The sequence below is a fragment of the Bradyrhizobium sp. USDA 4354 genome (assembly GCF_054060315.1).
This window is the reverse complement of the sequence record NZ_JBSSDC010000001.1, coordinates 563592-585907: the sequence shown is the minus strand read 5'-3', so window position 1 is coordinate 585907 and position 22316 is coordinate 563592. Positions and strand designations below refer to the sequence as shown.

Genomic DNA, 22316 nt, shown 5'->3' with positions numbered 1-22316 from the left:
CGCTAGCCGTGCTCCTGACTCGCAGGATTCTGGCCAGCCGCCGCCGTCGCATGGGCCTTCTTGATCGCAGCATCGACTTCGATCAGAGCGGTCTTGGGCCCGCGCGGATCGGCCCAGATGAAGTCGCCGACCAGCACGAAATCGGCGCCGCTGGCGGCGAAATCGTGCGCCTCGTCCAGCGAAGTGGCAAAGCCGATGCAGGGCGGCTCGAACAGTTCGGCCCACCAGTCCAGCCGTTCGGCGATGGCCTGGGATGACGGCCGTTGGCCCTTCTTGTCGGGCTCGCCGAACAGCACATAATCGGCGCCCATCTCGCCCGCGCTCATGGAATCGTGGCGCGTGGCAAGCCCCCCGACGCCGACGATGCGATCGGGCTTGAGCGAGGGGGCGGCCTCTTCCAGCGCTGCAACGCCCGTGAGGTGTGCGCCGTCGGCGCCGCCGCGTGCGACGATTTCAGGATGGCCGTCGACGAGGAGTGCTGCGCCTGCCTTCTGCACCGGCGGCGCCAATGCCTTGATGCGCGAGATCATGGTGCGCTGATCGGTCTCCTGCAGCCGCAGCAGCACGGCGGCGACGTCGGCGGAGGCGAGCAGGCCCGGCAGCTCGGCGACGAGCGGAGCGGGATCATCGACCACGGGCGTTGCGAGGTAGAGACGCGGCGCCGGGCGCGGCGGAGGCGGCTTGTTCGACAAGGTCTAGGCTGCCTTCTGTTCCAGGCTGCTTTGCCATTCGCCCTTGGACGCAAGGCCGTTCATCCGCGCGCGATGGCTGAAGGCGCGCTGGCCGGCCGCGACATTCTCGGCCTTGCCGGACCAGGCCTTCTGCGGCGCGGCCTGCAGCGCGCGGCCGTAGGAGAAGGTCAGGCCCCAGGGCAGCGGACCGAGCTTGTGCATGGCGTTGAGATGGGCGGTTGCCTCCTCGTCCGACTGGCCGCCGGAGAGGAAGGCGATACCAGGCACGGCTGCGGGCACGCAGGCCTTCAGCAGCCGTATCGTCTTCTCCGCGACTTCCTCCACGGACGCCTGCTTTGCGCACTTCTTACCTGAGATGGCCATGTTCGGCTTCAGCACCATGCCCTCGAGCGCGACGCGCTGGACGCGCAGCTCCTGGAACGTCTTGTCGAGCACGCGTTGCGTCACGTCATAGCAGCGATCGATGTCGTGGTCGCCGTCCATCAGCACCTCCGGCTCGACGATCGGCACGATCTGCGCAGCCTGGCACAGCGCGGCATAGCGCGCCAGCGCGTGGGCGTTGACGCTGATCGCGGTCATCGAGGGGATGCCCCGGCCGTCAGTGCCGCTGCCGATGTCGATCACCGCCCGCCATTTGGCAAAGCGCGCGCCGCGCTCATAGTATTTCTTCAACCGTTCGGCGAGCTTGTCGAGCCCGATGGTGACGAGCTCGCCGGGGCACATCGGCAGGGCTTGCGTGCCCTCGTCGACCTTGATGCCGGGAATGGCGCCGCTCTGTTCGATCAGCTTGATCAGCGGCGTGCCGTCCTTGGCATCCTGCCAGATCGTCTCGTCATAGAGGATCACGCCGGAGATGTATTGGCTCATGGCATCCTTGGAGCGAAACAGCATCTCGCGATAGTCGCGGCGGTTCTCTTCCGTCGATTCCACGCCGATGGCGTCAAAGCGCTTCTTGATGGTGCCGGAGGATTCGTCGGCGGCAAGGATGCCCTTGCCTGATACGACCATGGCGGTCGCGATCCTGTTGAGCTCAGTCAGATTCATCGAGAGGTCCTCCCAAAACGATTCTGCCCTTGCCCGTGAAAATAGACCGTTCTCGGGCAATTGCCGAGTTAACGTTCGTCGCAGGGTAAAGGGGGGAGGTCTTGTTTACCTCTCCCCGCCTGCGGGGAGAGGTCGGATCGCCCCCGGCGATGCGAAGCATCGTCCGGCGCGATCCGGGTGAGGGGGTACAGGTCTATCGATAGGGCACAACTCGCGGAGAGAGCCCCTCACCCCGACCCTCTCCCCGTAAGAACGGGGAGAGGGAGGGAGATCACGCCACCTTCGGATCCAGCTCGCCCTTGGCGTAGCGCTTGGCCATCTCGGCGGTGGTCAGCACCTTCTTGATCTTGGACGCTTGCCCCGCGGTATTGAACTCCTGCAGCCGCTGCTTGCACAGCTTGGTCATCGCTTCCATCGCCGGCTTCAAATATTTGCGCGGATCGAACTCTTCCGGGCTGTCCTTCAGCACTTTCCGGATCTGGCCGGTCATGGCCATGCGGTTGTCGGTGTCGATGTTGATCTTGCGCACGCCGTTCTTGATGCCGCGCTGGATTTCGGCGACAGGCACGCCCCAGGTCGGCTTCATCTTGCCGCCATAGGCGTTGATGATGTCCTGCAGCTCCTGCGGCACCGAGGAGGAGCCGTGCATGACGAGATGCGTGTTCGGCAGCTTGCGGTGGATCTCCTCGATCACGTTCATGGCGAGGATGTCGCCGTCGGGCTTGCGGGTAAATTTGTAAGCACCATGCGAGGTGCCCATCGCGATCGCGAGTGCGTCGACCTTGGTCTCCTTGACGAACTTCACGGCCTCGTCCGGATTGGTCAGGAGCTGGTCGTGGCTGAGCTTGCCTTCGGCGCCGTGGCCGTCTTCCTTGTCGCCCATGCCGGTTTCGAGCGAGCCGAGCACGCCTAACTCGCCTTCCACCGAGATGCCGCCGAGATGGGCCATGTCGGTCACGGTCTTGGTGACGCCGACATTGTAGCCCCAGTCGCCCGGCGTCTTGCCGTCGGCCTTGAGCGAGCCGTCCATCATCACCGAGGTGAAGCCGGCCTGGATCGCGGTCATGCAGGTCGCCGGCTCGTTGCCGTGGTCGAGATGCACGCAGACCGGAATGTGCGGGTAGATCTCGGTCACGGCGTCCATCATGTGCTTGAGCATGACGTCGTTGGCGTAGGAGCGCGCGCCGCGCGAGGCCTGGATGATGACGGGCGCATCGACCTGGTTGGCCGCGTCCATGATCGCCAGCGCTTGCTCCATGTTGTTGATGTTGAAGGCCGGTACGCCGTAATCGTTCTCCGCCGCGTGGTCGAGCAGTTGACGTAACGTGATCCGAGCCATCTGTCTTTTTCTCCCGTTGGGGCCTGCAAGGCTGATTTGAAAGGCCGCTTGATTACTTGATACGCAGAACTTCGACGCCGGGCAGGGGCTTGCCTTCCATCCATTCAAGGAACGCGCCACCGGCGGTCGACACATAGGTGAAGTCACCGGCCACATGGGCCTGGTTGAGCGCCGCGACGGTGTCGCCGCCGCCCGCGATCGAGATCAGCTTCTTGGCCTTGGTGCGCTCGGCGGCGTGCTTGGCGGCCGCGACCGTGCCGCGGTCGAACGGCTGCATCTCGAACGCCCCGAGCGGTCCGTTCCAGACCAAGGTTGCGGCGTCGTCGATCGCGGCGTGGACGCGCGCCACCGATTGCGGGCCGACGTCGAGGATCATGCCGTCGGCCGGGATCGCATCCAGCCCATAGGCATGCGACGGCGCGTTGGCCGCGAAGTGATAGGCGACGGTTGCGTCCACGGGGAGGATGATGGCGCAATTGGCGGCTTCCGCCTTCTCCATGATGCGCAGCGCGGTCGGCGCGAGGTCTTTTTCGGCCAGCGACTTGCCGACCGCGACGCCCTGCGCGTGCAGGAAGGTGTTGGCCATGCCGCCGCCGATCACGAGCGCGTCGACCTTGGTCACGAGGTTTTCCAAGAGGTCGATCTTGGTCGAGACCTTTGCGCCGCCGATGATGGCGATGACGGGCTTGGTCGGCGACCCCAGCGCCTTCTCCAGCGCATCGAGCTCGGCCTGCATGGTGCGGCCGGCATAGGCCGGCAGCTTGTGGCCGAGTCCTTCGGTCGAGGCGTGGGCGCGGTGCGCGGCCGAGAACGCGTCGCTGACCCAGATGTCGCCGAGCTTTGCGAGCTCCGCGACGAAGGCGGGATCGTTCTTTTCCTCTTCCTTGTGGAAGCGGGTGTTTTCCAGGCAGAGAATGTCGCCGTCGTTCAACGCCGCCACGGCTTTGGCCGCAGGCTCGCCGATGCAATCGTCCGCGAAGGCGACGGGCTTCTTCACCACCTTCGACAGTGCCTCGGCCACGGGCTTGAGCGACTCCTTGGCATCCCGCCCCTTGGGCCGGCCGAAATGCGCGAGCAGGATGACCTTGCCGCCCTTGTCCGAAAGTTCGGTGATGGTCGGCGCGACGCGCTCGAGCCGCGTCGCATCGGTGACGCGCCCGCTCTCCATGGGCACGTTCAGATCGACGCGCAGCAGCACGCGCTTGCCCTTCACGTCGACGTCGTCGAGGGTGCGGAATTTGTTCGCCATGGGACACTCTCTCTTGTCCCGGGCGCACTGCGGCGCGAAGTGCCGCTGTGCAGAACCGGGACCTACGCGGGAGATGGGTCCCGGCTCTGCGGAGCAGCGCAAGCGCGCTGCACCGCGTCCGGGACACGAGATCTTGCTTAGATCACCTTCGCGATCGCGACGGCGGTGTCCGCCATGCGGTTCGAGAAGCCCCACTCGTTGTCGTACCAGGACATCACGCGCACCAGCGTGCCGTTCTGCACCTTGGTCTGGTCCTCGTGGAAGGTCGAGGAGTGCGGGTCGTGGTTGAAGTCGATCGAGACGTTCGGCGCGCTGGTGTAGCCGAGGATGCCCTTGAGCTGCTGCTCGCTGGCGCGCTTCATCGCCGCGTTGATCTCCTTGGCGTCGGTGGCGCGCTTGGCGACGATCTTGAGGTCGACGACCGAGACGTTCGGCGTCGGCACGCGGATCGCGACGCCATCGAGCTTGCCCTTCAGTTCCGGCAGCACGAGGCCGATGGCCTTGGCGGCACCGGTCGAGGTCGGGATCATCGACATCGCCGCGGCGCGGCCGCGGTAGAGATCCTTGTGCAAGGTGTCCAGCGTCGGCTGGTCGCCGGTATAGGCGTGGATCGTGGTCATGAAGCCGGTCTCGATGCCGACGAGGTCGTTCAGCACCTTGGCGACCGGCGCGAGGCAGTTGGTGGTGCAGCTTCCGTTGGAGACGACCAGGTGGTCCTTGGTCAGCGTCTCGTGGTTGACGCCGTAGACGATGGTGGCGTCGGCGCCGTCGGCGGGCGCGGAGACCAGCACGCGCTTGGCGCCGGCGGTCAGATGTGCGGAGGCCTTGTCCTTCGAGGTGAAGATGCCCGTGCATTCCAGCGCGATGTCGACGCCGAGATCCTTCCACGGCAGCTTCGCGGGATCGCGCTCGGCGGTCACCTTGATCTTGCTATTGCCGAGGCTGATCGAGTCGCCATCGACGGTGACGGTGCCGGGGAAGCGGCCATGGACGCTGTCGAAACGGAGCAGATGGGCGTTGGTCTCGACCGGGCCGAGATCGTTGATGCCGACGACCTCGATGTCCTTGCGGCCTGACTCGGCGATAGCCCGCAGGACGTTGCGGCCGATGCGGCCAAAACCGTTAATTCCGACGCGGACTGCCATGTTTCGTCTCCTTCAATGACCGTTGTCATCCCGCACAACGCGCTATTACGCGCCTGCGAGGGTTTTTTAGGGGCGGACGCCCGGTTCGGCCGGGCGGTGCTTGATCATATGGGAGATTAGGTAGTCCTTTTTTGCGGCAAGCTCAACTCTCAGGAAACGCGCTTCAGCACAGCGTTAACTGCGGCCTCGGCGGTAATGCCGAAATGCTTGTAGAGCTCCTTGGCAGGACCGCTTTCGCCGAAGGAATGCATGCCGATGAATTCGCCATCCTGGCCGATCACGGCATCCCAGCCCCAGCGCACGGCGGCCTCGATCGCAATCTTGACCGGCGCGTTGCCGATGATGGCGGCGCGTTTCGCCTCTGGTTGCGCTAACAACAGCTCGAGTGAGGGAACAGAGACAACCCGTGACGCGATGCCGCGTTCCGCGAGCTGCTTTTGGGCCGCGACCGCGATCTCGACCTCGGAGCCGGAAGCGAACAGCGTCACCTTGGCTTCGCCCTGGGCAGCGACCAGCTCATAGGCGCCGGCCGCACAAGGATTGTCGTTCGGTGCGGTGGTCCGCAGCTGCGGCAGGTTCTGCCGCGTCAGCGCCAGCACGGTCGGTCCGTCCACGCGGTTGAGCGCGAGCTCCCAGCATTCTGCGACCTCGATGGCATCGCACGGACGGAACACGCGCATGTTCGGGATGGCGCGAAGCGCGGCGAGATGCTCGACCGGCTGATGGGTCGGGCCGTCCTCGCCGAGACCGATGGAATCGTGGGTCATGACGTAGACGACGCCGGCGCCCATCAGCGCGGCAAGGCGCATCGCAGGACGCGCATAGTCGGTGAACACCAGGAAGGTCGCGCCGTTCGGCGCAAAGCCGCCGTGCAGGAAGATGCCGTTCATCGCGGCGGCCATGCCGTGCTCGCGAATGCCGTAATGGATGAAGCGGCCCTTCGGCGTCTTGGCCGAGAAGGCGGTCGCCGATTTCGCCTTGTTGTTGTTGGAGCCGGTGAGGTCGGCCGAGCCCGCCAGGAATTCCATCGGCATCGCGGCGGCGATCGCCTCGATCGCGGCCTCCGATGATTTGCGCGTCGCCGCCGTCAGCGGTTTCTCGATCAGCTCCTTCTTGTGCGCGCGCAGCGCCTTTGCAAGCGACGCCGGACGCTCATGGCGCAGACGCCGCTCGAACTCGGCGCGCTTGCGGCTGCCGAGCTCACCGAGCCGTGCTTCCCATTCCTGCCGTGCCGCTGCGCCGCGGCTGCCGGCCGCGCGCCACGCCTTCAGCACGTCGTCAGGAACTGAGAACGGCTCGAGCGAGATGCCGAGATTTTCCTTGGCCGCCTTGAGCTCGTCGGCCCCGAGCGCCTCGCCATGCACCTTCGCAGTGCCGGCCTTGTGCGGCGCGCCGAAGCCGATGGTGGTGCGGCAGGCGATCAGCGTCGGCTTGTTCGATTTCTTCGCGCGCGTGATCGCGTCGGCAATGGCGGCCTTGTCCTGGCCGTCGATCTTCTCGGCAGCCCAGCCCGCCGACTTGAAGCGCTTCACCTGGTCGACGGAATCCGAGATCGAAGTCGGGCCGTCGATCGAGATGCCGTTGTCGTCGTAGAGCACGATCAGCTTGTTGAGCTTCCAGTGCCCGGCCATCGCGATCGCTTCCTGCGACACGCCTTCCATCAGGTCGCCGTCGGAAGCGAGCACATAGGTATGGTGGTCGACGATCTTCTTGCCGAACTCGGCGGCGAGCATCTTCTCGGCCAGTGCCATGCCGACTGCGGTCGAGATGCCCTGGCCGAGCGGCCCGGTCGTGGTCTCGATGCCATTGGTGCGGAAGTTCTCGGGGTGTCCCGGGGTGAGCGAATCGACCTGCCGGAACTGCTTGATCTGATCCAGCGTCATCTCGGTATTGCCGGTCAGGTACAGCAGCGAATAGAGCAGCATCGAGCCGTGGCCGGCCGACAGCACGAAGCGGTCGCGGTCCGGCCAGGCGGGCGCGGCGGCATCGAATTTCAGGAACTGCGTGAACAGCACCGTGGCAATGTCGGCGGCACCCATCGGCAGGCCGGGATGGCCCGATTTCGCCTTCTCGACAGCGTCCATCGAAAGGCCGCGGATCGCGTTGGCCATACCGGAGTGATCGACCTGCGTCATGTCTGAAATCCGTCTGAAAAGAGGCGCTTGGCGATGTATGCCCGCGCGGGAGGAGCCTGGCGGCCACTGAAGGGGTCGGGGCTGGGATAGCACCTCGGTTCCGGCAGGCCAAGGCAATCAAACGCCGGTTTGGCCGTAAAAGTTGCCTGTGTGGAGATCGGTTTTCCGCCGGGATCGTGCCGGGGGAATTGAGAGGCAGCACGACGTCTTCCCGATTGATCGGTGCATAGTTTTGCGGCGGCGTTGCGCTTGGCTAGCTTGCCACGTAAATTTCTGCTTCTAACCGCTTGCCGAACCGAGTCTTTTGCCGGACGGCAAGCTCCAGGGAAAGGCCACTGGGCAAAGGCCGCCAGGTTCCGCCGCTGACTGCATGAACGATCGCGTCTCCAACAGTTCCGCCATGACGGAGTCATCCGCCGTCGAGATCGAGATTGCGACTCGCAGGCTCATGGCGGCGCTCGATGCGCTCGAAAGCGCGGTGGAGCGGCGGCGCGATGCCGATCGCGACGAGAACGAGCTCGCGGCGCGAATCCAGGCATTGGGCGCAGACCGGTCGCGACTTGCCGACGAGCTCGACGGCGCGCTGGTGAAGGCGCGCAAGCTCGAGCGCACCAATCGCGAGATTTCCGACCGGCTGGATTCCGCGATCGTCACGATACGCTCGGTGCTCGATACCGGAGAGGACGGATGAGCCACATCAACGTCACCATCAATGGCCGGCAATACCGCATGGCCTGCGAGGAGGGCCAGGAGGTGCGGCTGCTCAAGCTCGCCGAAACCCTGGAGACACGCATCCAGTCGCTGCGCGGAAAGTTCGGCGAGATCGGCGATGCGCGTCTGACGGTGATGGCGGCGCTGACCGTGTGCGACGAATTGATCGACACCGGCAACCGTGTCCGGACCCTCGAGCAGGAGTTGACCGAGCTTCGGGATTTCCGCAACGCCGCCGTCGAGCGCGCAAGGATGACGCAGACCGCCGTGGTGAATGCGCTGAACGCCGCCGCCGAACGCATCGAGAAGTCGACCCAGGTGCTGAACCGCACCGTCGGCAACGGAATCGCGATCGGGTAAGCGTCCACGTATCGCGGCTGGTTTGCTCGATGTGATCACGCCCCTTACCCTCCCCTCCAGGGGTAGGGGAATCGCATATGGCGTTGGCGGGGTGTTGCCAAGCGGCTGGAACTGGATTCTTTGGGTGTCTCTCGATTCCCGAGGGAGCCCTAAATGCGCAAGCTCAAGCGCCTGTTTCGACCGCTCAAGGATCCGCGCGCCAGCAACAGCCGACACGATCTGGTGGATATCCTTGTCATTGCATTGGCGGCTACGCTGGCTGGCGCCAAGACCTGCACCGAGTTCGAGTTCTTCGGCCAAGGCCGCGAGGAACTGTTGCGGCGATTCCTGGAGCTTAGGCACGGTATTCCGAGCCACGATACGTTCAGCAACGTCTTCCGTGCGCTGGACCCGAAAGGTCTGGAAGCGGTTTTGCGCAAGTTCAGCAAGAGCTTCGGCATCGAGGGCGTGGTCAGCATCGACGGCAAGGCTCTGCGCGGAGCCTTCGCGCGTGGCCGGCAGGCCACGCCGCTGCATATGGTCAACGTCTGGGCGGCCGGCACGCGTATGGCGTTGGCTCAGCGGAAGGCCCCCAATCGCAACGAGGTTGCTGGAGCTCTCGAAGTCCTCGCGCTGCTCGATCTGGACGGAGCTCTTGTCACCGCCGACGCCTTGCATTGCCGGCCCGATACCGCGCAAGCCATCCGCGACCGGAAGGGGCACTACGTGTTGGCCATCAAGAGCAATCGTGGCCGGCTCTTCAAGGCCGCCAAGACGCTGGTCGACACAGCCCGAAAGGCTGCGCGAGCGAGTCAACGAAGGGCCACCGCCCACGGCCGCATCGAACGCCGGCAGGCCATCATCGCGCCGGCGCCACAGTTGGCGAAGCAATACGACTTCCCTGCTATCGCCGCCGTCGGCCGCATCGACAGTTGGCGCGCCAACTCGGGCAAGACCGCCAAGCATACGGTCCGATATTTCCTGGCCTCGCGCCTGCTGTCGGCCAAAAAGCTGCTCGAGGCCGTGCGCGCCCACTGGAGCATCGAGAACAACCTGCACTGGGTTCTCGACGTTCTGTTCGACGAGGACGCCTGCCGCAGCCGCAAGGATCACGCTGCGGAAAATCTCGCTCTTATTCGCAAGCTGGCCATCAATGCCCTGCAGGCAACGCCCGGTCCCGCGCGCATCAGCCACAAAATGCTCCAGGCCAGATGGAATAACGACTTCCTTCTCTCCACTCTCGCCCATATGCGATAGCCCTACCTCCAGGGGGAGGGTGGCACTGTGAGGGCTGCGAAAGCGCTGCAGCGCCGGGCTGGCGATTCGTCAGTATCGTTGTTACATTGGCTGCGCGAGGCTGCGACGTGCGTCAGGAGCCATATATCCCCGGGGCCTTATCGATCCTTTAGGGAACTGTCCCTGGCCGGGCCCGTGGGCCCGGACATATGGTGCCCACCTACTTTCGTAGGGAACTCCGGGATCGAGTGCTTCAACGGCGTACGCGGCTTCGCACTGTTTTCTTCTGCTCTGTCGAATTGCGTCCCCGACACGCTTGCGGTTCTATTCCGGTGTCATGCCCCGCGCAGGCGGGGCATCCAGTACGCCGCAGCGTAGAGGTCTAGCACTGGCGTCTCTGGAATACTGGATCACCCGCTCCAGTGCGCGCAATCGCGCACAAGGCGGGTGAGGACGGCGGAGCAAGACTTCGCCTTCGGGGAAAACGCGCATGTCCAACTCCAAAGCCGAGCTCCGTGCCAAAGCCCTCGCCAAGCGCGACGCACTGAGCGAGAAGAAGCGCACGGCAGCCGCCGCAAAGCTCGGCAAGCGCGGGCTGCCGTTCGAGCTGCTGCCCGGCAGCATCGTCTCCGGCTATTCGCCGATCCGCAGCGAGATCGATCCGATGCCGCTGCTCACGAAGCTCGCCGAGGAGGGCGCCAAGCTGGCGCTGCCTTGCGTCACCGCGCGCGGCCAGTCGCTGATCTTCCGCGTCTTCCACCCGAGGGATCGCCTGATGCTCGGCCCGCTCGGCATTCCCGAGCCGTCGCCGGCAGCGGCCGAGGTGATCCCCGACATCATGCTGACGCCGCTCGCCGCCTTCGACCGCCTCGGCCATCGCATCGGCTATGGCGCGGGCCATTACGATTTCACCTTCGCGCATTTGCGCAAGACCAAGCACATCGTCGGCATCGGCCTCGCGTTTGCAGCGCAGGAGATCGAGGCGGTTCCGGCACTATCGCACGACGTCGCGCTGGATTATGTGCTAACGGAATCGGACGTGTTCGATTTCCGGAGTTCTGAAGTTGCGCATTCTCTTCGTGGGTGATGTCGTCGGTCGTAGCGGGCGCGAGGCCGTCGCCGAATATCTGCCCGGCATGGTCAGGGACTGGTCGCTCGATTTCGTCGTCGTCAACGGCGAGAATTCGGCAGGCGGCTTCGGCATCACGGAAGCGATCTACCGGGAGTTCATCGAGGCAGGCGCCGATGCGGTGACGCTCGGCAATCACTCCTGGGACCAGCGCGAGGCGCTTGTCTTCATCGAACGCGCCGACCGCCTGGTGCGTCCGGCGAACTATCCGCGCGGCACGCCCGGCCGCGGCGCCGCCTTGGTCGAGACCAAGAACGGCAAGCATGCGCTCGTCGTCAACGCGCTCGGCCGGGTCTTCATGACCCCGTTCGACGATCCCTTCGCCGCGCTCGAGCGCGAGCTCGGCGCCTGTCCACTCGGCGTTGCCGCGGACGCCATCGTGGTCGATTTCCATTGCGAGGCGTCCAGCGAGAAGCAGGGCATCGGCTTCTTCTGCGACGGCCGCGCCAGCCTCGTCGTCGGCACCCACACACATGTGCCGACCGCCGACCACCAGATTCTCTCAGGCGGCACCGCCTACATGACCGATGCCGGCATGACTGGCGACTACGATTCCATCATCGGCATGCAGAAGGAAGAGCCGCTGCGCCGGTTCACCACGGGAATTCCGTCAGGGCGTTTCGAGCCGGCAGCAGGCGCTGCAACGCTCAGCGCCGTCGCCGTGGAGACGGACGACGCAACGGGCCTTGCGCTGAAGATTGCGCCAGTGCGCATCGGCGGTCGGCTGGAGCCGGCGACGCCGAAATTCTGGTTGAGCTAGTTCTACAAGCTCGGTGTCGTCCCGGCGAAGGCCGGGACCCATAACCCCAGGGAGTAGTTGTTGCGCGAAGCTGGTCACTCCGAGTCTTCGCAAAACTATTGCTGCGGCGTATGGGTCCCGGATTGCGCTTCGCTTGTCCGGGACGACAGCAGAGATTGGCGCGCGACCGCGCGTCAATCGCGGTGTGCTACTCCGCCGTCTGCTCCCGCAGCTCCGCCACGTCCTTCGCCGTCAGCTTCGAGCCCTTCGCGCCGAATCGCGCCGTGACATAATTCGCCACAGCCGCGATCTCGTCGTCGGTGTACGCGCTGCCGAACGCCGGCATCGACAGCGCACCGTCGGGCGTATGGCGCTTGGTGCCCGAGATCACGATCTGCGCGACGTTGGTGGCGGCGGGGTCGTTGACGGCCCAGGTGCCGGTCAGCGTCGCCATCGGCGAGACCGGGCTCTCGCCGCTCCAGCCATGGCAGCTGGCGCAGGCGCTGGCGAACACCTTCTTGCCGCGCACGTCCGCCGTGACGCCGTCGCGGTGAGAGGCGGGGGCGACAGGCGCCGTGGTGGCCGGCAGGTCGGGCGAGGGCTGCGGCGGCACGCTGCGCAGGTAAGCAACGATGCTGCTGATGTCCTCGGGGGCGAACTGGCTAAAACTGTGATCGACCGCTTCACCCATCGGGCCCGAGGCCGAGCCATGGCCCGGCGCGTGGCCGAGCGACAGATACGAGATCAGATCCGCATCGCTCCAGCTGCCGAGACCTGTCGCCTTGTCGGAGGAGATGTTGAAGGCGCGCCAGCCCGCCGTGATCGCGCCGGCGAACTTCCTGCGGTTATCCAGCGCGAAGCCGAGATTGCGCGGGGTGTGGCATTCGCCGCAATGCGCCAGCGCCTCGGCGAGATAAGCGCCACGATTCCACTCAGGGCTCTTCGACGTATCCGGTGCAAAGCGGGTGTCCGGGTTGAACACCGCCGACCAGAACATCATCGCCCAGCGCTGGTTGAACGGGAACGACAGCGTGTTGTGGGGCGCCTTGGCGTGCACCGCTGGCAGGCTGAACAGATAGGCCTTCACCGCCAGCACGTCCTCGTCGGTCATGAAGGTGTAGGACGTGTACGGCATCGCCGGATAGAGCCGCGCGCCGTCACGGCGCTTGCCGTGCTGGACCGCGTTCAGGAAATCCTGGTCGGTGTAATTGCCGATGCCGGTCTCCTTGTCCGGCGTGATGTTGGTCGAATAGAGCGTGCCGAACGGCAGCTTGAAGGCAAGCCCGCCGGCATAGTCCTTCTCGCCCGGCTTGGTGTGGCAGACCATGCAGTCGGCCGCCTTGGCCAGATATTCGCCGCGTTCGACGATGCCAGCTTTCTCCAGCTTGGCCGGCACGCCGGTCGGCTTGCCGGCGCGGTAATCCGCCAGGGCCACCTTGGTGCCGCCGGCGAAGTCGAGCGGGCCGGGCCCGCGGATGATGAAGATTCCGAGCGCCACTGCGACGATGGCGATCACGACGAGACTGGTGAGGATACGCATCTTGCCGCTCATGCCTTCTTCCCCGCAGCCAGCAGTTTTCGATCGACGGGTAAGCGCCGCAGCGCCACGCCGGTTGCCGCGTAAATCGCGTTGCGCAGCGCGGGCGGTCCGGCATTGACGCCGGCTTCGCCGATGCCCCCGGGCGCTTCGCCGCTCTTGACGACGATTACCTCGATCTTCGGCGTCTCGTTGATGCGCATCATGCGGTAGTCGTGGAAGTTCGACTGCTGCACGCGGCCTCTGTCGATGGTGATCTCGCCATAGAGCGCGGCGGTGAGGCCGAAGATCAGCCCGCCCTCGATCTGCGCCTTCACCGTGTCGGGGTTGACCGCGATGCCGGTGTCGACCACCGAGGTGATGCGGCGGAGCGCGATCTCGCCGACATGGTCGATCTCGGCCTCCACCACAGTCGCGATGAAGCTTGCGAATGACGGCTGCACGCAGACGCCGCGGCCGACGCGCGGAGGCAGCTTCTGACCCCAGCCGGATTTCTCCGCGACCTGGTTGAGCACCGCGAGCATGCGCGGGTTCTTGGTCAGCATCGACTTGCGGAACTCGATCGGGTCCTTGCCGGCCTTGCGGGCAAGCTCGTCCATCGCGCACTCGACCGCGAACACGTTGTTGTTCGGGCCGACGCCGCGCCAGAAGCCTGTCGGCACCGACAGCGGTTCGGCGCGGACATACTCGACGTGGAAATTGGCGAAGTCGTAGGGCGCATCGACCGCGGCGTCGACCGCGTCGATGTCGATGCCCTTCTGGAACGCCGGCGGCAGCCAGCGCGCCAGCACGGCGGAGCCGGCGACCTTGTACTTCCACCCCGAGACCTTGCCGTCGACCAGCGACGCCGTGATCTGGTCGCGATAGACCGGGCGGTAGACGTCGTGCTGGATATCCTCCTCGCGGGTCCATACCACCTTCACGGGATAGTCCACCTGCTTGGCGATCTTGACCGCCGCGACGACCATGTCCGGCTCGAGCTTGCGGCCGAAGCCGCCGCCGAGCAGATGGTTGTTGACGATCACCTTGTCGATCGGCAGGCCCGCCGCCTTCGCTGCCTCCGATTGCACGCGCGTCATGATCTGCGTACCGGTCCAGATCTCGCAGGAGTCGGGCTTCACGTGAACGGTGGCGTTGATCGGCTCCATCGAGGCGTGCGCCAGGAACGGCAGCTCGTAGGCCGCCTCGAACTTGTCGCCGCTCGCCAGCGCCTTGGCGATGTCGCCGTCTGACTTGGCGACCGCGCCGTCTTTCTGGCTGGCCTTGCGCAGATCCTCCCAGATATCCTTGGTGGTGATCTCAGCGTTCGGCCCCTCGTTCCACTCGATCTTGAGCGCTTCGAGACCCTTCTTCGCCGCCCACATGTGATCGCCGATCACAGCAACCATGTCCTCGAGCACCACGACCTTGCGCACGCCGGGGAGTTTTATCGCGGCGCTGTCGTCGACCTTGCCGACCTTGCCGCCGAACACGGGGCAGGCGGCGACGGTCGCGAACTTCATGCCGGGCAGGATCGCGTCGATGCCGTAGACGGCCTTGCCGTTGACCTTGTCCGGCGTGTCGAGCCGCTTCAACGGCTGGCCGATGAGGATGAAATCCCGGGGATCCTTGACTGCGACGTCCTTCGGTGGCGTCTGGCCCTGCGCGGCAAGCGCCAATTCGCCATAGCCGAGCTTGCGGCCGCTCGCGGCATGAGCGACCTCGCCCTTCGACGCGGTGCAGCTTGCAGGCTCGACGCCCCACTGGCTGGCCGCCGCCTGCACCAGCATGGCGCGCGCGGTGGCGCCGGCCTTTCGCAGCGGCAGCCACCAGGCGCGGATCGAGTTGGAATTGCCGGTGACTTGCAAGCCGAAGGTCGGATTGCCGTAGAGCTTGTCGTTCGGCGGGGCGTGCTGCACCTCGACCTTGCTCCAGTCGGCATCCAACTCCTCAGCGAGCACCGCGGAGATCGAGGTATAGGTGCCCTGGCCCATCTCGACCTGCGGCATCATCAGCACGGTGCGGCCGGTCGCGTCGATGCGGATGAAGGCGTTGGGCGCGAACTTGCCTTCGGTCGTATCGCGCGGCTGCACCGGCTCGTTGACGGCAGCGCGCAGCGGCAGATGGAAGGCGAGCAGAAAGCCGCCTGCGAGACCGCCCGTCAGCAACGCGCGGCGGGAGACGCTGTGATGTGCATTCATGGCGGACCTCACGACTGCCGGCCGTTGGCCGCGTGCTTGATGGCCTCGCGGATGCGCACATAGGTGCCGCAGCGGCAGATGTTGCCGGCCATCGCGGCGTCGATGTCGGAATCATCCGGATTCGGCGTTGCCGCCAGCAGCGCCGCGGCTGCCATGATCTGGCCGGACTGGCAGTACCCGCACTGGATCACTTCGGCCTCGAGCCAGGCCTTCTGCACCTTCGCGCCCGCAGGCGTGCTGCCGACATGTTCGATGGTGGTGATGGCGCGGTTCGCGACGGCGCTGACCGGCAGCACGCAGGAGCGTACAGCCTTGCCGTCGACATGCACGGTGCAGGCGCCGCATTGCGCGATGCCGCAGCCGAACTTGGTGCCGGTCATGCCGAGGATGTCGCGCAACACCCACAGCAACGGCATGTCAGGTGGTGCGTCGAAGGATTTCGTTTCGCCGTTGATGGTGAGAACAGTTGCCATATGCATTCCCTTGCTCGACGACCGCCTGCGGCGATCACGTCGACGAATTTTGCGCGACCATAATCATATCGATGCGAAACGATGAAGCTCCCAAATTCGCAGCAATGCATATTTGCGCGGTTGAAGCGGCAGACCATGACGTTCACGAATTTGTGCGGCGATCGCTGCCAGCGTTTTGGGCTATTTGATATGATAAGCGTCATGTTTTGGCGCATTTTCATTGCGTGCGTCATCGACCGCCGCAGATCGTCGTGCGAACGCGCAAAATCATGCGATGACGAAATTCGTGCGATTGGGAAAGTCGGGCGGCCGACATTGCTGTCCAGCGGATGGATGGGTAACAAAACAGACCGGATGGATGGGTAACAGTCGTTCATGGTTCGGTCCGCTGCGGCGCTGCGCTAGCGCAGCGCCGCAGCGTTGATGTTTTTTGGTCGATGATGCCGATCGGCACGTTGAAGAAAACGTACTTGCCATTGCCCGTCAGCGGCTTCCTCCACGGCAACGGTTTCCCCAGCGAGAGCGCTGCAGAGATGGATGAGATCGCCGCGCCATTTGATCTCGCCATTGGAGCGAACCTGGCGCACCGCCGCTTCGACCGGATAATCCGGCTCCGGAAGCCGACTTGGCATCGCACGAGGAGAAGCGTGGTAGGCGCTGGCAGGTGGACGCTGCCCAAGTGCCTCGTGCGGCCGTTCTTCGTTGTAGTCGCGCACAAATGCTGCGAACCGGCGGGCTTGCGCGGTCTTGGTCGGCGGCGGTGGCCGCATGGCTTCCAGAAGCGTGAGGTGAAAACGCTCGTGTCGGCCGTTCTGCTGCGGATGGCCAGGATCAATTCGTTCATGACTGATGCCAAGCTTGATCCACCATACCGACAGCGCCGTCAGACCGGTGGTTCCGGTTGAGGCGAACGGCGAGCCGTTGTCGGAACGGATGATCTGCGGCAAGCCGTGCTCGCGAAACGCCCGCTCCAGCAGCGGTTGGCACTCGGCATATTGCGTGCTGCCCGTCGCCGCCAGGCTAATCAAATAGCGGCTGAAGCCATCGGTCACCGTGAAGGGCTCAACGCGAGATCCGTCGCCCAGCCGGATCCAGCCCTTGTGATCGAGAGCCCATACATGGTTGGCATGCTGCGGCACCGTCAGTTGTCCCATACGCGGCGGCGCTCGTCGCCGGACCCGACGGCTGCTGACCAGTCCCGCCCGCTTGAGAATCTCGCCCGCCGTCGAGGCCGACGGCCAATCGACATCCCCTTGGCGAGCCTCAAGCTTGCTGACGATCTTGCGCGGTCCCCAGCTCGGCCGCTCGAGCCGCAGCCCAACGATCGCATCCACAATGTGCTGCGGCGTCGCTCGCCCATGCACCCGCGCGGCGTGGGAGCGATCGGCAAGTCCTCCAGGTCCCTCCAACCGGTAACGATCCAGCCATTTGTAACCGGTCTTGCGGCTGATCTCGTATCGCTCGCAAAGCTCCGTCATCGTCCACAAGCCGGTTCGCTGTTCCGATATGAAGCTAATCCGCTGGTCCATTGCACAGCTCTCTCGCCAAGGCATCGGCTGATCCTCCAGCCGATAGAGAACTGTTACCCATCCATCCGGTCTACTGTGTTACCCATCTATCCGGTCTGGACACTAATGCCACCTTCTCCCACAAGGGGAGAAGGGAAGAGGGAGCGTGGCAATTTCGGAATTGTAGCATTATGCTCCTGTTTTGCCCGACGGAGCAACTGTTGGTCGCACCGATGTGCGCGCAGAACTCGAATCATCTCTCCCGAAGGGAGAGGTCGGACCACATCGAAGATGCGATCCGGGTGAGGGGTTACGGTCTCACCGCGCGCTGCGGCCCCTCACCCGGATTGCTCAGGCGCGCGATTGCGCGCCATAGCAATCCGACCTCTCCCCGTCGGGAAGAGGTGAACCGCGCCCGGCCGCTAGCGTTCATCCCAAGCCATTGATTTCACACACCCCGGCTACTGTGCATGGGGTTGTTTTTCAGGTTTTTGATTCAAGGGCCGCAGGAGCACCCGTCAGCCCTGCCGAAAGCCCATCCGGAAGGCGCCCCAGTGCCTGCCGCGGATCACGATCGGCGAGGACAGGTCCTTCATCAGCACGAACTGCCCGCCGCCCATGTCGCGGCGATAGGTCTGCAGCAGGAACGGCTTTGTGTTGGTCGCGACCTTCTTCACCGCGCGGTCGGTGAACAGGCGGCGGTTGCGGCAATTAGCGTTGTTCCAGACCGGGTCCTTGCCCTGCGGCAGGCGGTAGTTCGGATTGTGGGTCGGCAGGTACCCGCCCTTGGCCCAGGCGACGCAGAACACGATGCGGGGATCGGATTTCTGGATCGGGTCCTGGATCGCGGGCAGCACGCGATCGGTGAAGTCGACGTAAGCGGTGTTGTACTGCTTTGGATCGGTGCGGGGGATTTCCCGGTAGTTCTCGTCCATGAGCTGGTCGAGCGTGATGACGCCGCGGTCGATCGCAGCTTCGAATTCCGCCGAGATCCGCTTCGCGGTGTCGACGACGACGCGGATCAGCGGCGCATCCGACGTCTCCACGCCGCTGTCCGCGATCAGCGCGATCAAGCCTTCGGAGGTGTCGAGCAGCTTCGCCACGCGCTCGTCGGCGCTCTTGAGATCGCGCGAGGAGAGGTCGACGCCTCTTGCGAGTTCGTTGAGCTCGCTGATGACGGTGTCGCAGTGTCCGAGATTCGAGGTCGCCGCGCGCGCGACGCCGTCGATCTCCGCTTCCACCGAGGCAAAACCCTGCTGGACGCGCGAGATGATGCCGGAGATCTGCTGGGCGCCTTCGCCGGCGGTCTTGGCGCGCTGCGAGGCGTCGCTGCTCTCGCCGATCAGGCCTTCGATCTGGCCGTCGAGATCGCGCACGGTATCCGAGATCTGGTGCGTGGCCTGGCGGGTGGCTTCCGCCAGATTCTTGACCTCGCTTGCGACAACCGCGAAGCCGCGGCCGGCGTTGCCGGCGCGGGCCGCTTCGATGGTGGCGTTGAGCGCAAGCAGATTGGTCTGCTTCGCGATCGCCTCGATCGAGCCTGATACCTTCGCCACCTGCGCCAGCGCCGAGCCGACGGCGCTGAGGCGCGCCTCGATCCGCTCCACGGCTGCGACGAGCTCGGAGATATGGCTGACCGCGGTGTCGACGGCGCTGCGCGACTGCGCGATCTCGCCGACCGCCGCCGATGTGGTCGTCTGCACCGCCTGCGATGCATTGGCGATGTCGTGGTTGGCCGAGACCATCGTCTCGGCCGTCTTCTGGAGCCGATGGAACCGCTCCGACTGGTTCGCGACACGGTTCGCGACTTCCTGGACGTTGCCAGCGATGTCGGCGAGCTCTACGCCAAGGCCGCCGATGCGGTCGGCGAGTTGGTCGATCAGCCGTTCGGCGAGTGTCCGGTTGGATCCGGTGTCCAATACTGCAAGTTGTGCGGCGGACATGTCTTGGGCTTCCTCCAGTCAGAGCCGTTCGCCGGCCCTCCGCGGCATTCCCATTCCGAGTTTGTGACTTAGAGGATGATTCGGGCCCGGCGTCTTGCCTGAGCGTGCACTACAGTTTGTAGGCGGTGCGAAATCCGCCCCAGTGCCGGCCCTGCACGCGGATCGGGACGTCGATCTCCCGCATCATGACCGTGTTCCCGTTGCCCATGTCGCGGGCATAGCTCTGCACCAGGTACGAGCGCAGGTTGCGCGCGGCGGCGAGCCCCGCCGGATCGTTGAAGATCCGCCGGTTGCGGCTGTTGGCCGTGTTCCAGGCGACGTCGCCCGGCCGCTGCGGATGCGAATAGATCTTGTTGTGCACCGGCAGGAAGCCGTTGCGGTCGACCATGGCGCAGAACGCCATCCGGGGCTCCCTCGCCAGAAAGGCTTCCTGGAACGGCGGCAGGGCGCGGTCGGCCCAGTCGAGATACTTCGTGCGGTATTGCTGCGGATTGGTGCCCGCAATTTCCGCGTAGTCGGTGTCGAAGAGGTCCTCCATCTTGACCTCGCCGCGCGCGAGCGCCTGCTCGAAGATCTTGGTCAGCGCATTGCCCGCTTCCATGGCGCGGGTGACGAACTCCGTGCTCTCCTCATGGATCGACCAGAGCTTATCCTCGATCTTCTCGTTGAGCGCGGCGTTGGGACCAACGAATTGCGCGCGGGCGCCGGCCTTGGATTGCTCGACCACGCGCAGGCGGCAGGCGCCGATGTTTTCGAGGGTGCCTTCGATCATCGCTTGCTGTGCAAGCCGGCCTGCGTCCGCGCCGCCGATCAGCACGCCTTCCATCGCGATTTCATAGACCGGCATCACGCCGCGCGAGGTCTCGAACTTGAGATGGCAGGGCAGCCGCTCCGTCTTGCGGCGGTCGTCGTGCTCGCTCTGGCGGAGCAGCACGGCGCAGCGCGATTTCAGCTTCTGTGCGAACGTGGTGACGGCCCTGCCGGCACCGGCGACGCTCTCGCCATGGGTCTCGGCCGCCTTGGTCGCGGCATCGATCTCGGCCGCGCTCTCGCCGACCGAGATGATGAACTCCGAGGCGCTGGCGGCGTTGCCGGAGACTTCACTGGTCGTGGCGTTCTGCTCGGCGACCGCGCCGTTGACGGTGTCGAACACCGGGCGGATCGCCTCGATCGCCTGCGAAATACGATGCACCGCTTCCGCAGAGCCGGCGGCGTCGCGCTGGAGCGCATCGATCTTCTTTGTGATCTCTTCCGTTGCGCTCTGCGTCTGCACCGCGAGGGCCTTGACCTCGGTGGCGACGACCGCAAAGCCCTTTCCCGCGGCGCCCGCTCGCGCGGCCTCGATGGTCGAGTTGAGCGCGAGCAGCGTGGTCTGCCGCGCGATCTGCGCGATCAGATTGACGACATTGCCGATGGCGGCGGAGGATTCGCGCAGGCGATCGACATTGGCGCGGGCTTCCTGCGCCGCAGCGCTGGCCTCGTCGGCGAGCTTGCCGGCTTCGCGGACCTGCGCCCCGATGCCCAGGGCGGACTGGGTGAACTTGTCGGCGGCATGGGCAAAGGTGGAGGCGGTCGACTGCGCCGCATTGGTGCGGCCGGTCAGGGCGTCGGTGCGGTCGCGGATGGCGGCAAGCGTCGCCGCGGTCGCCTCGGCGCCGCCGGCCACGGAATGGGCGGCGCGCTCGAGCTGGCGAATCATCGCGCCCAGCTCGAGTTCCAGCAATTCCAGGATTTCCCTGGCGGAATCGCTTTCAGTGGCCGGGGCGGGCTCGGAATTGGCCACCGGCTGCGCGGTCTGCGGAGCTGCCACAGGGCCAGCCATATCAGGCAGGCGCTTCCGAAATAGTCCGAACGCCATCACGTCTCTCTTGTCGGGGAACGGGCGGACGCTATTTTCGCAGGCCGGAATGAAATCAGGGTTAACGACGCCCGACCTCTAGGCACGGACCATTACGGTGGCTAGCTCTACAGTGCTACCGTAAGGCTACCAGAGCCCTTTGATTCCGGTGGGTTGGCGGCCTATAAGGCCGCGCTTCCCACGCTCACCTTTGGCTGACTATTCCACAAGAGACCACGCATGGCCGGACATTCCCAATTCAAGAACATCATGCACCGCAAGGGGCGGCAGGATGCGCAGAAGTCGAAACTGTTCGGCAAGCTGGCGCGGGAAATCACCGTCGCGGCCAAGCTCGGCACCCCTGACCCCGCCATGAACCCGCGCCTGCGCGCCGCCGTGATCGCCGCGCGCCAGGAGAACATGCCGAAGGACAATATCGAGCGCGCCATCAAGAAGGCGCTCGGCAGCGATGGTGAGAACTATGACGAGATCCGCTACGAGGGCTATGGTCCCGGCGGCGTCGCCGTCATCGTCGAGGCACTGACCGACAACCGCAACCGCGCCGCTTCCGACATCCGCTCCTTCTTCACCAAGTCCGGCGGCAATCTCGGCGAAACCGGCTCGGTCTCTTTCATGTTCGACCGCACCGGCATCATCGAATACGACCGCAGCGTCGCCTCCGACGACGCGGTGCTGGACGCCGCGATCGAGGCCGGCGCAGACGACGTCGTTTCCGGCGAGGGCGGCCACGAGATCTACGCCTCGACCGAAAGCTATCGCGACGTCGCCAAGGCGCTGGAAGCCAAGTTCGGCGAGCCGCGCAAGGCCGCGCTGATCTGGAAGCCGCAGAACACGGTTACGGTCGACGACGAGACCGGCGAGAAGCTCTTGAAGCTGATGGACCTGCTCAACGAGCACGACGACGTTCAGAACGTCTACGCCAATTTCGAGGTGTCGGACGCGCTTGTTGCGAAGATGGGCGGGTAGGGCCCGCGTGTCCCGGACGCGGCGCAGCGCGAAGCGGTGCGACGCAGAGCCGGGACCCACGGCGCCGCGTGCGCTGGAGGCAACATGGGCCCC

18 protein-coding genes and 1 other RNA gene are annotated in these 22316 nt (G+C 65.1%); 7 read left to right on the top strand and 12 right to left on the bottom strand.

The features are described 5' to 3' along the window. Nucleotides 1–2 precede the first annotated feature (2 nt). The 6 genes from ACVIIV_RS02810 to tkt form a co-directional block, all read right to left on the bottom strand. Nucleotides 3–692: a thiamine phosphate synthase gene (locus ACVIIV_RS02810; RefSeq protein ID WP_456742808.1), complete on the bottom strand. Its 690-nt coding sequence runs from the start codon at nucleotides 690–692 to the stop codon at nucleotides 3–5. A gap of 3 nt (nucleotides 693–695) precedes the next feature. Further along, a complete protein-coding gene (locus tag ACVIIV_RS02805; RefSeq protein ID WP_456742807.1) occupies nucleotides 696–1736 on the bottom strand; it encodes a class I fructose-bisphosphate aldolase in 1041 nt (346 codons plus the stop codon). Between the two features lie 271 nt (nucleotides 1737–2007). Then, nucleotides 2008–3075: a class II fructose-bisphosphate aldolase gene (fba, locus tag ACVIIV_RS02800; protein WP_456742806.1), complete on the bottom strand. Its 1068-nt coding sequence runs from the start codon at nucleotides 3073–3075 to the stop codon at nucleotides 2008–2010. Nucleotides 3076–3127: 52 nt separating this feature from the next. Continuing rightward, entirely contained in the window at nucleotides 3128–4324 is a 1197-nt protein-coding gene (locus ACVIIV_RS02795) for a phosphoglycerate kinase (protein WP_456742805.1), read from the bottom strand. A 137-nt stretch (nucleotides 4325–4461) separates the two neighbouring features. Beyond that, nucleotides 4462–5469 carry a type I glyceraldehyde-3-phosphate dehydrogenase gene (gene gap, locus ACVIIV_RS02790; RefSeq protein WP_456742804.1) on the bottom strand — a complete coding sequence of 336 codons (1008 nt, stop codon included), beginning with the start codon at nucleotides 5467–5469 and terminating at the stop codon, nucleotides 4462–4464. Between the two features lie 149 nt (nucleotides 5470–5618). After that, a complete protein-coding gene (gene tkt, locus ACVIIV_RS02785; RefSeq protein WP_456742803.1) occupies nucleotides 5619–7604 on the bottom strand; it encodes a transketolase in 1986 nt (661 codons plus the stop codon). Nucleotides 7605–7974: 370 nt separating this feature from the next. On the opposite strand from tkt, the gene ACVIIV_RS02780 reads away from it, so the two are divergent. From ACVIIV_RS02780 to ACVIIV_RS02755, 6 genes are all read left to right on the top strand, one after another. Further along, nucleotides 7975–8295, top strand: a complete 321-nt coding sequence (locus ACVIIV_RS02780) for a DUF4164 domain-containing protein (RefSeq protein WP_020608063.1) — start codon at nucleotides 7975–7977, stop codon at nucleotides 8293–8295. After that, entirely contained in the window at nucleotides 8292–8675 is a 384-nt protein-coding gene (locus tag ACVIIV_RS02775; protein ID WP_212372419.1) for a cell division protein ZapA, read from the top strand. The genes ACVIIV_RS02780 and ACVIIV_RS02775 overlap by 4 nt, the downstream gene beginning before the upstream one ends. Before the next feature lie 153 nt (nucleotides 8676–8828). Further along, the gene (locus ACVIIV_RS02770; protein WP_456742802.1) at nucleotides 8829–9911 is read left to right on the top strand and encodes an ISAs1 family transposase; all 1083 of its coding nucleotides are present in this window, start codon (nucleotides 8829–8831) and stop codon (nucleotides 9909–9911) included. A gap of 94 nt (nucleotides 9912–10005) precedes the next feature. Then, a non-coding RNA gene (gene ssrS, locus ACVIIV_RS02765) (6S RNA) lies at nucleotides 10006–10166 on the top strand. Nucleotides 10167–10380: 214 nt separating this feature from the next. Next, a complete protein-coding gene (locus ACVIIV_RS02760) occupies nucleotides 10381–10977 on the top strand; it encodes a 5-formyltetrahydrofolate cyclo-ligase (RefSeq protein WP_456742801.1) in 597 nt (198 codons plus the stop codon). After that, nucleotides 10955–11779 carry a TIGR00282 family metallophosphoesterase gene (locus tag ACVIIV_RS02755; protein WP_456742800.1) on the top strand — a complete coding sequence of 275 codons (825 nt, stop codon included), beginning with the start codon at nucleotides 10955–10957 and terminating at the stop codon, nucleotides 11777–11779. The genes ACVIIV_RS02760 and ACVIIV_RS02755 overlap by 23 nt, the downstream gene beginning before the upstream one ends. 187 nt (nucleotides 11780–11966) lie before the next feature. Here ACVIIV_RS02755 and ACVIIV_RS02750 read toward each other — a convergent pair whose 3' ends face one another. The 6 genes from ACVIIV_RS02750 to ACVIIV_RS02725 form a co-directional block, all read right to left on the bottom strand. Further along, a complete protein-coding gene (locus tag ACVIIV_RS02750; RefSeq protein WP_456742799.1) occupies nucleotides 11967–13310 on the bottom strand; it encodes a c-type cytochrome in 1344 nt (447 codons plus the stop codon). Then, nucleotides 13307–15475 carry a molybdopterin cofactor-binding domain-containing protein gene (locus tag ACVIIV_RS02745; RefSeq protein WP_456742798.1) on the bottom strand — a complete coding sequence of 723 codons (2169 nt, stop codon included), beginning with the start codon at nucleotides 15473–15475 and terminating at the stop codon, nucleotides 13307–13309. The genes ACVIIV_RS02750 and ACVIIV_RS02745 overlap by 4 nt, the downstream gene beginning before the upstream one ends. Before the next feature lie 8 nt (nucleotides 15476–15483). Next, the gene (locus ACVIIV_RS02740; protein ID WP_456742797.1) at nucleotides 15484–15948 is read right to left on the bottom strand and encodes a (2Fe-2S)-binding protein; all 465 of its coding nucleotides are present in this window, start codon (nucleotides 15946–15948) and stop codon (nucleotides 15484–15486) included. 401 nt (nucleotides 15949–16349) lie between these two features. Further along, nucleotides 16350–17477, bottom strand: a complete 1128-nt coding sequence (locus ACVIIV_RS02735; protein ID WP_456742796.1) for an IS481 family transposase — start codon at nucleotides 17475–17477, stop codon at nucleotides 16350–16352. Between the two features lie 497 nt (nucleotides 17478–17974). After that, nucleotides 17975–19399, bottom strand: coding sequence for a methyl-accepting chemotaxis protein (locus tag ACVIIV_RS02730; protein WP_456742795.1), 1425 nt, complete (start codon nucleotides 19397–19399; stop codon nucleotides 17975–17977). A gap of 109 nt (nucleotides 19400–19508) precedes the next feature. After that, complete coding sequence (locus ACVIIV_RS02725; RefSeq protein ID WP_456742794.1) at nucleotides 19509–21257, bottom strand: methyl-accepting chemotaxis protein; 1749 nt, start codon at nucleotides 21255–21257, stop codon at nucleotides 19509–19511. Nucleotides 21258–21476: 219 nt separating this feature from the next. Between ACVIIV_RS02725 and ACVIIV_RS02720 the strand changes: the two genes are divergently transcribed. Continuing rightward, the gene (locus tag ACVIIV_RS02720; RefSeq protein ID WP_456742793.1) at nucleotides 21477–22223 is read left to right on the top strand and encodes a YebC/PmpR family DNA-binding transcriptional regulator; all 747 of its coding nucleotides are present in this window, start codon (nucleotides 21477–21479) and stop codon (nucleotides 22221–22223) included. Nucleotides 22224–22316: the final 93 nt, after the last annotated feature.

Excerpts from the sequence above, each read along its gene's own strand:
- ACVIIV_RS02720 (WP_456742793.1), top strand. The coding sequence starts at position 21,477 with ATGGCCGGACATTCCCAATTCAAGAACATCATGCACCGCAAGGGGCGG.
- ACVIIV_RS02780 (WP_020608063.1), top strand. The coding sequence starts at position 7,975 with ATGAACGATCGCGTCTCCAACAGTTCCGCCATGACGGAGTCATCCGCC.
- ACVIIV_RS02730 (WP_456742795.1), bottom strand. The coding sequence starts at position 19,399 with ATGTCCGCCGCACAACTTGCAGTATTGGACACCGGATCCAACCGGACA.
- ACVIIV_RS02795 (WP_456742805.1), bottom strand. The coding sequence starts at position 4,324 with ATGGCGAACAAATTCCGCACCCTCGACGACGTCGACGTGAAGGGCAAG.
- ACVIIV_RS02735 (WP_456742796.1), bottom strand. The coding sequence starts at position 17,477 with ATGGACCAGCGGATTAGCTTCATATCGGAACAGCGAACCGGCTTGTGG.
- gap (WP_456742804.1), bottom strand. The coding sequence starts at position 5,469 with ATGGCAGTCCGCGTCGGAATTAACGGTTTTGGCCGCATCGGCCGCAAC.
- ACVIIV_RS02750 (WP_456742799.1), bottom strand. The coding sequence starts at position 13,310 with ATGAGCGGCAAGATGCGTATCCTCACCAGTCTCGTCGTGATCGCCATC.
- ACVIIV_RS02725 (WP_456742794.1), bottom strand. The coding sequence starts at position 21,257 with ATGGCGTTCGGACTATTTCGGAAGCGCCTGCCTGATATGGCTGGCCCT.
- ACVIIV_RS02775 (WP_212372419.1), top strand. The coding sequence starts at position 8,292 with ATGAGCCACATCAACGTCACCATCAATGGCCGGCAATACCGCATGGCC.
- ACVIIV_RS02805 (WP_456742807.1), bottom strand. The coding sequence starts at position 1,736 with ATGAATCTGACTGAGCTCAACAGGATCGCGACCGCCATGGTCGTATCA.
- ACVIIV_RS02760 (WP_456742801.1), top strand. The coding sequence starts at position 10,381 with ATGTCCAACTCCAAAGCCGAGCTCCGTGCCAAAGCCCTCGCCAAGCGC.
- ACVIIV_RS02745 (WP_456742798.1), bottom strand. The coding sequence starts at position 15,475 with ATGAATGCACATCACAGCGTCTCCCGCCGCGCGTTGCTGACGGGCGGT.
- tkt (WP_456742803.1), bottom strand. The coding sequence starts at position 7,604 with ATGACGCAGGTCGATCACTCCGGTATGGCCAACGCGATCCGCGGCCTT.
- fba (WP_456742806.1), bottom strand. The coding sequence starts at position 3,075 with ATGGCTCGGATCACGTTACGTCAACTGCTCGACCACGCGGCGGAGAAC.
- ACVIIV_RS02770 (WP_456742802.1), top strand. The coding sequence starts at position 8,829 with ATGCGCAAGCTCAAGCGCCTGTTTCGACCGCTCAAGGATCCGCGCGCC.
- ACVIIV_RS02740 (WP_456742797.1), bottom strand. The coding sequence starts at position 15,948 with ATGGCAACTGTTCTCACCATCAACGGCGAAACGAAATCCTTCGACGCA.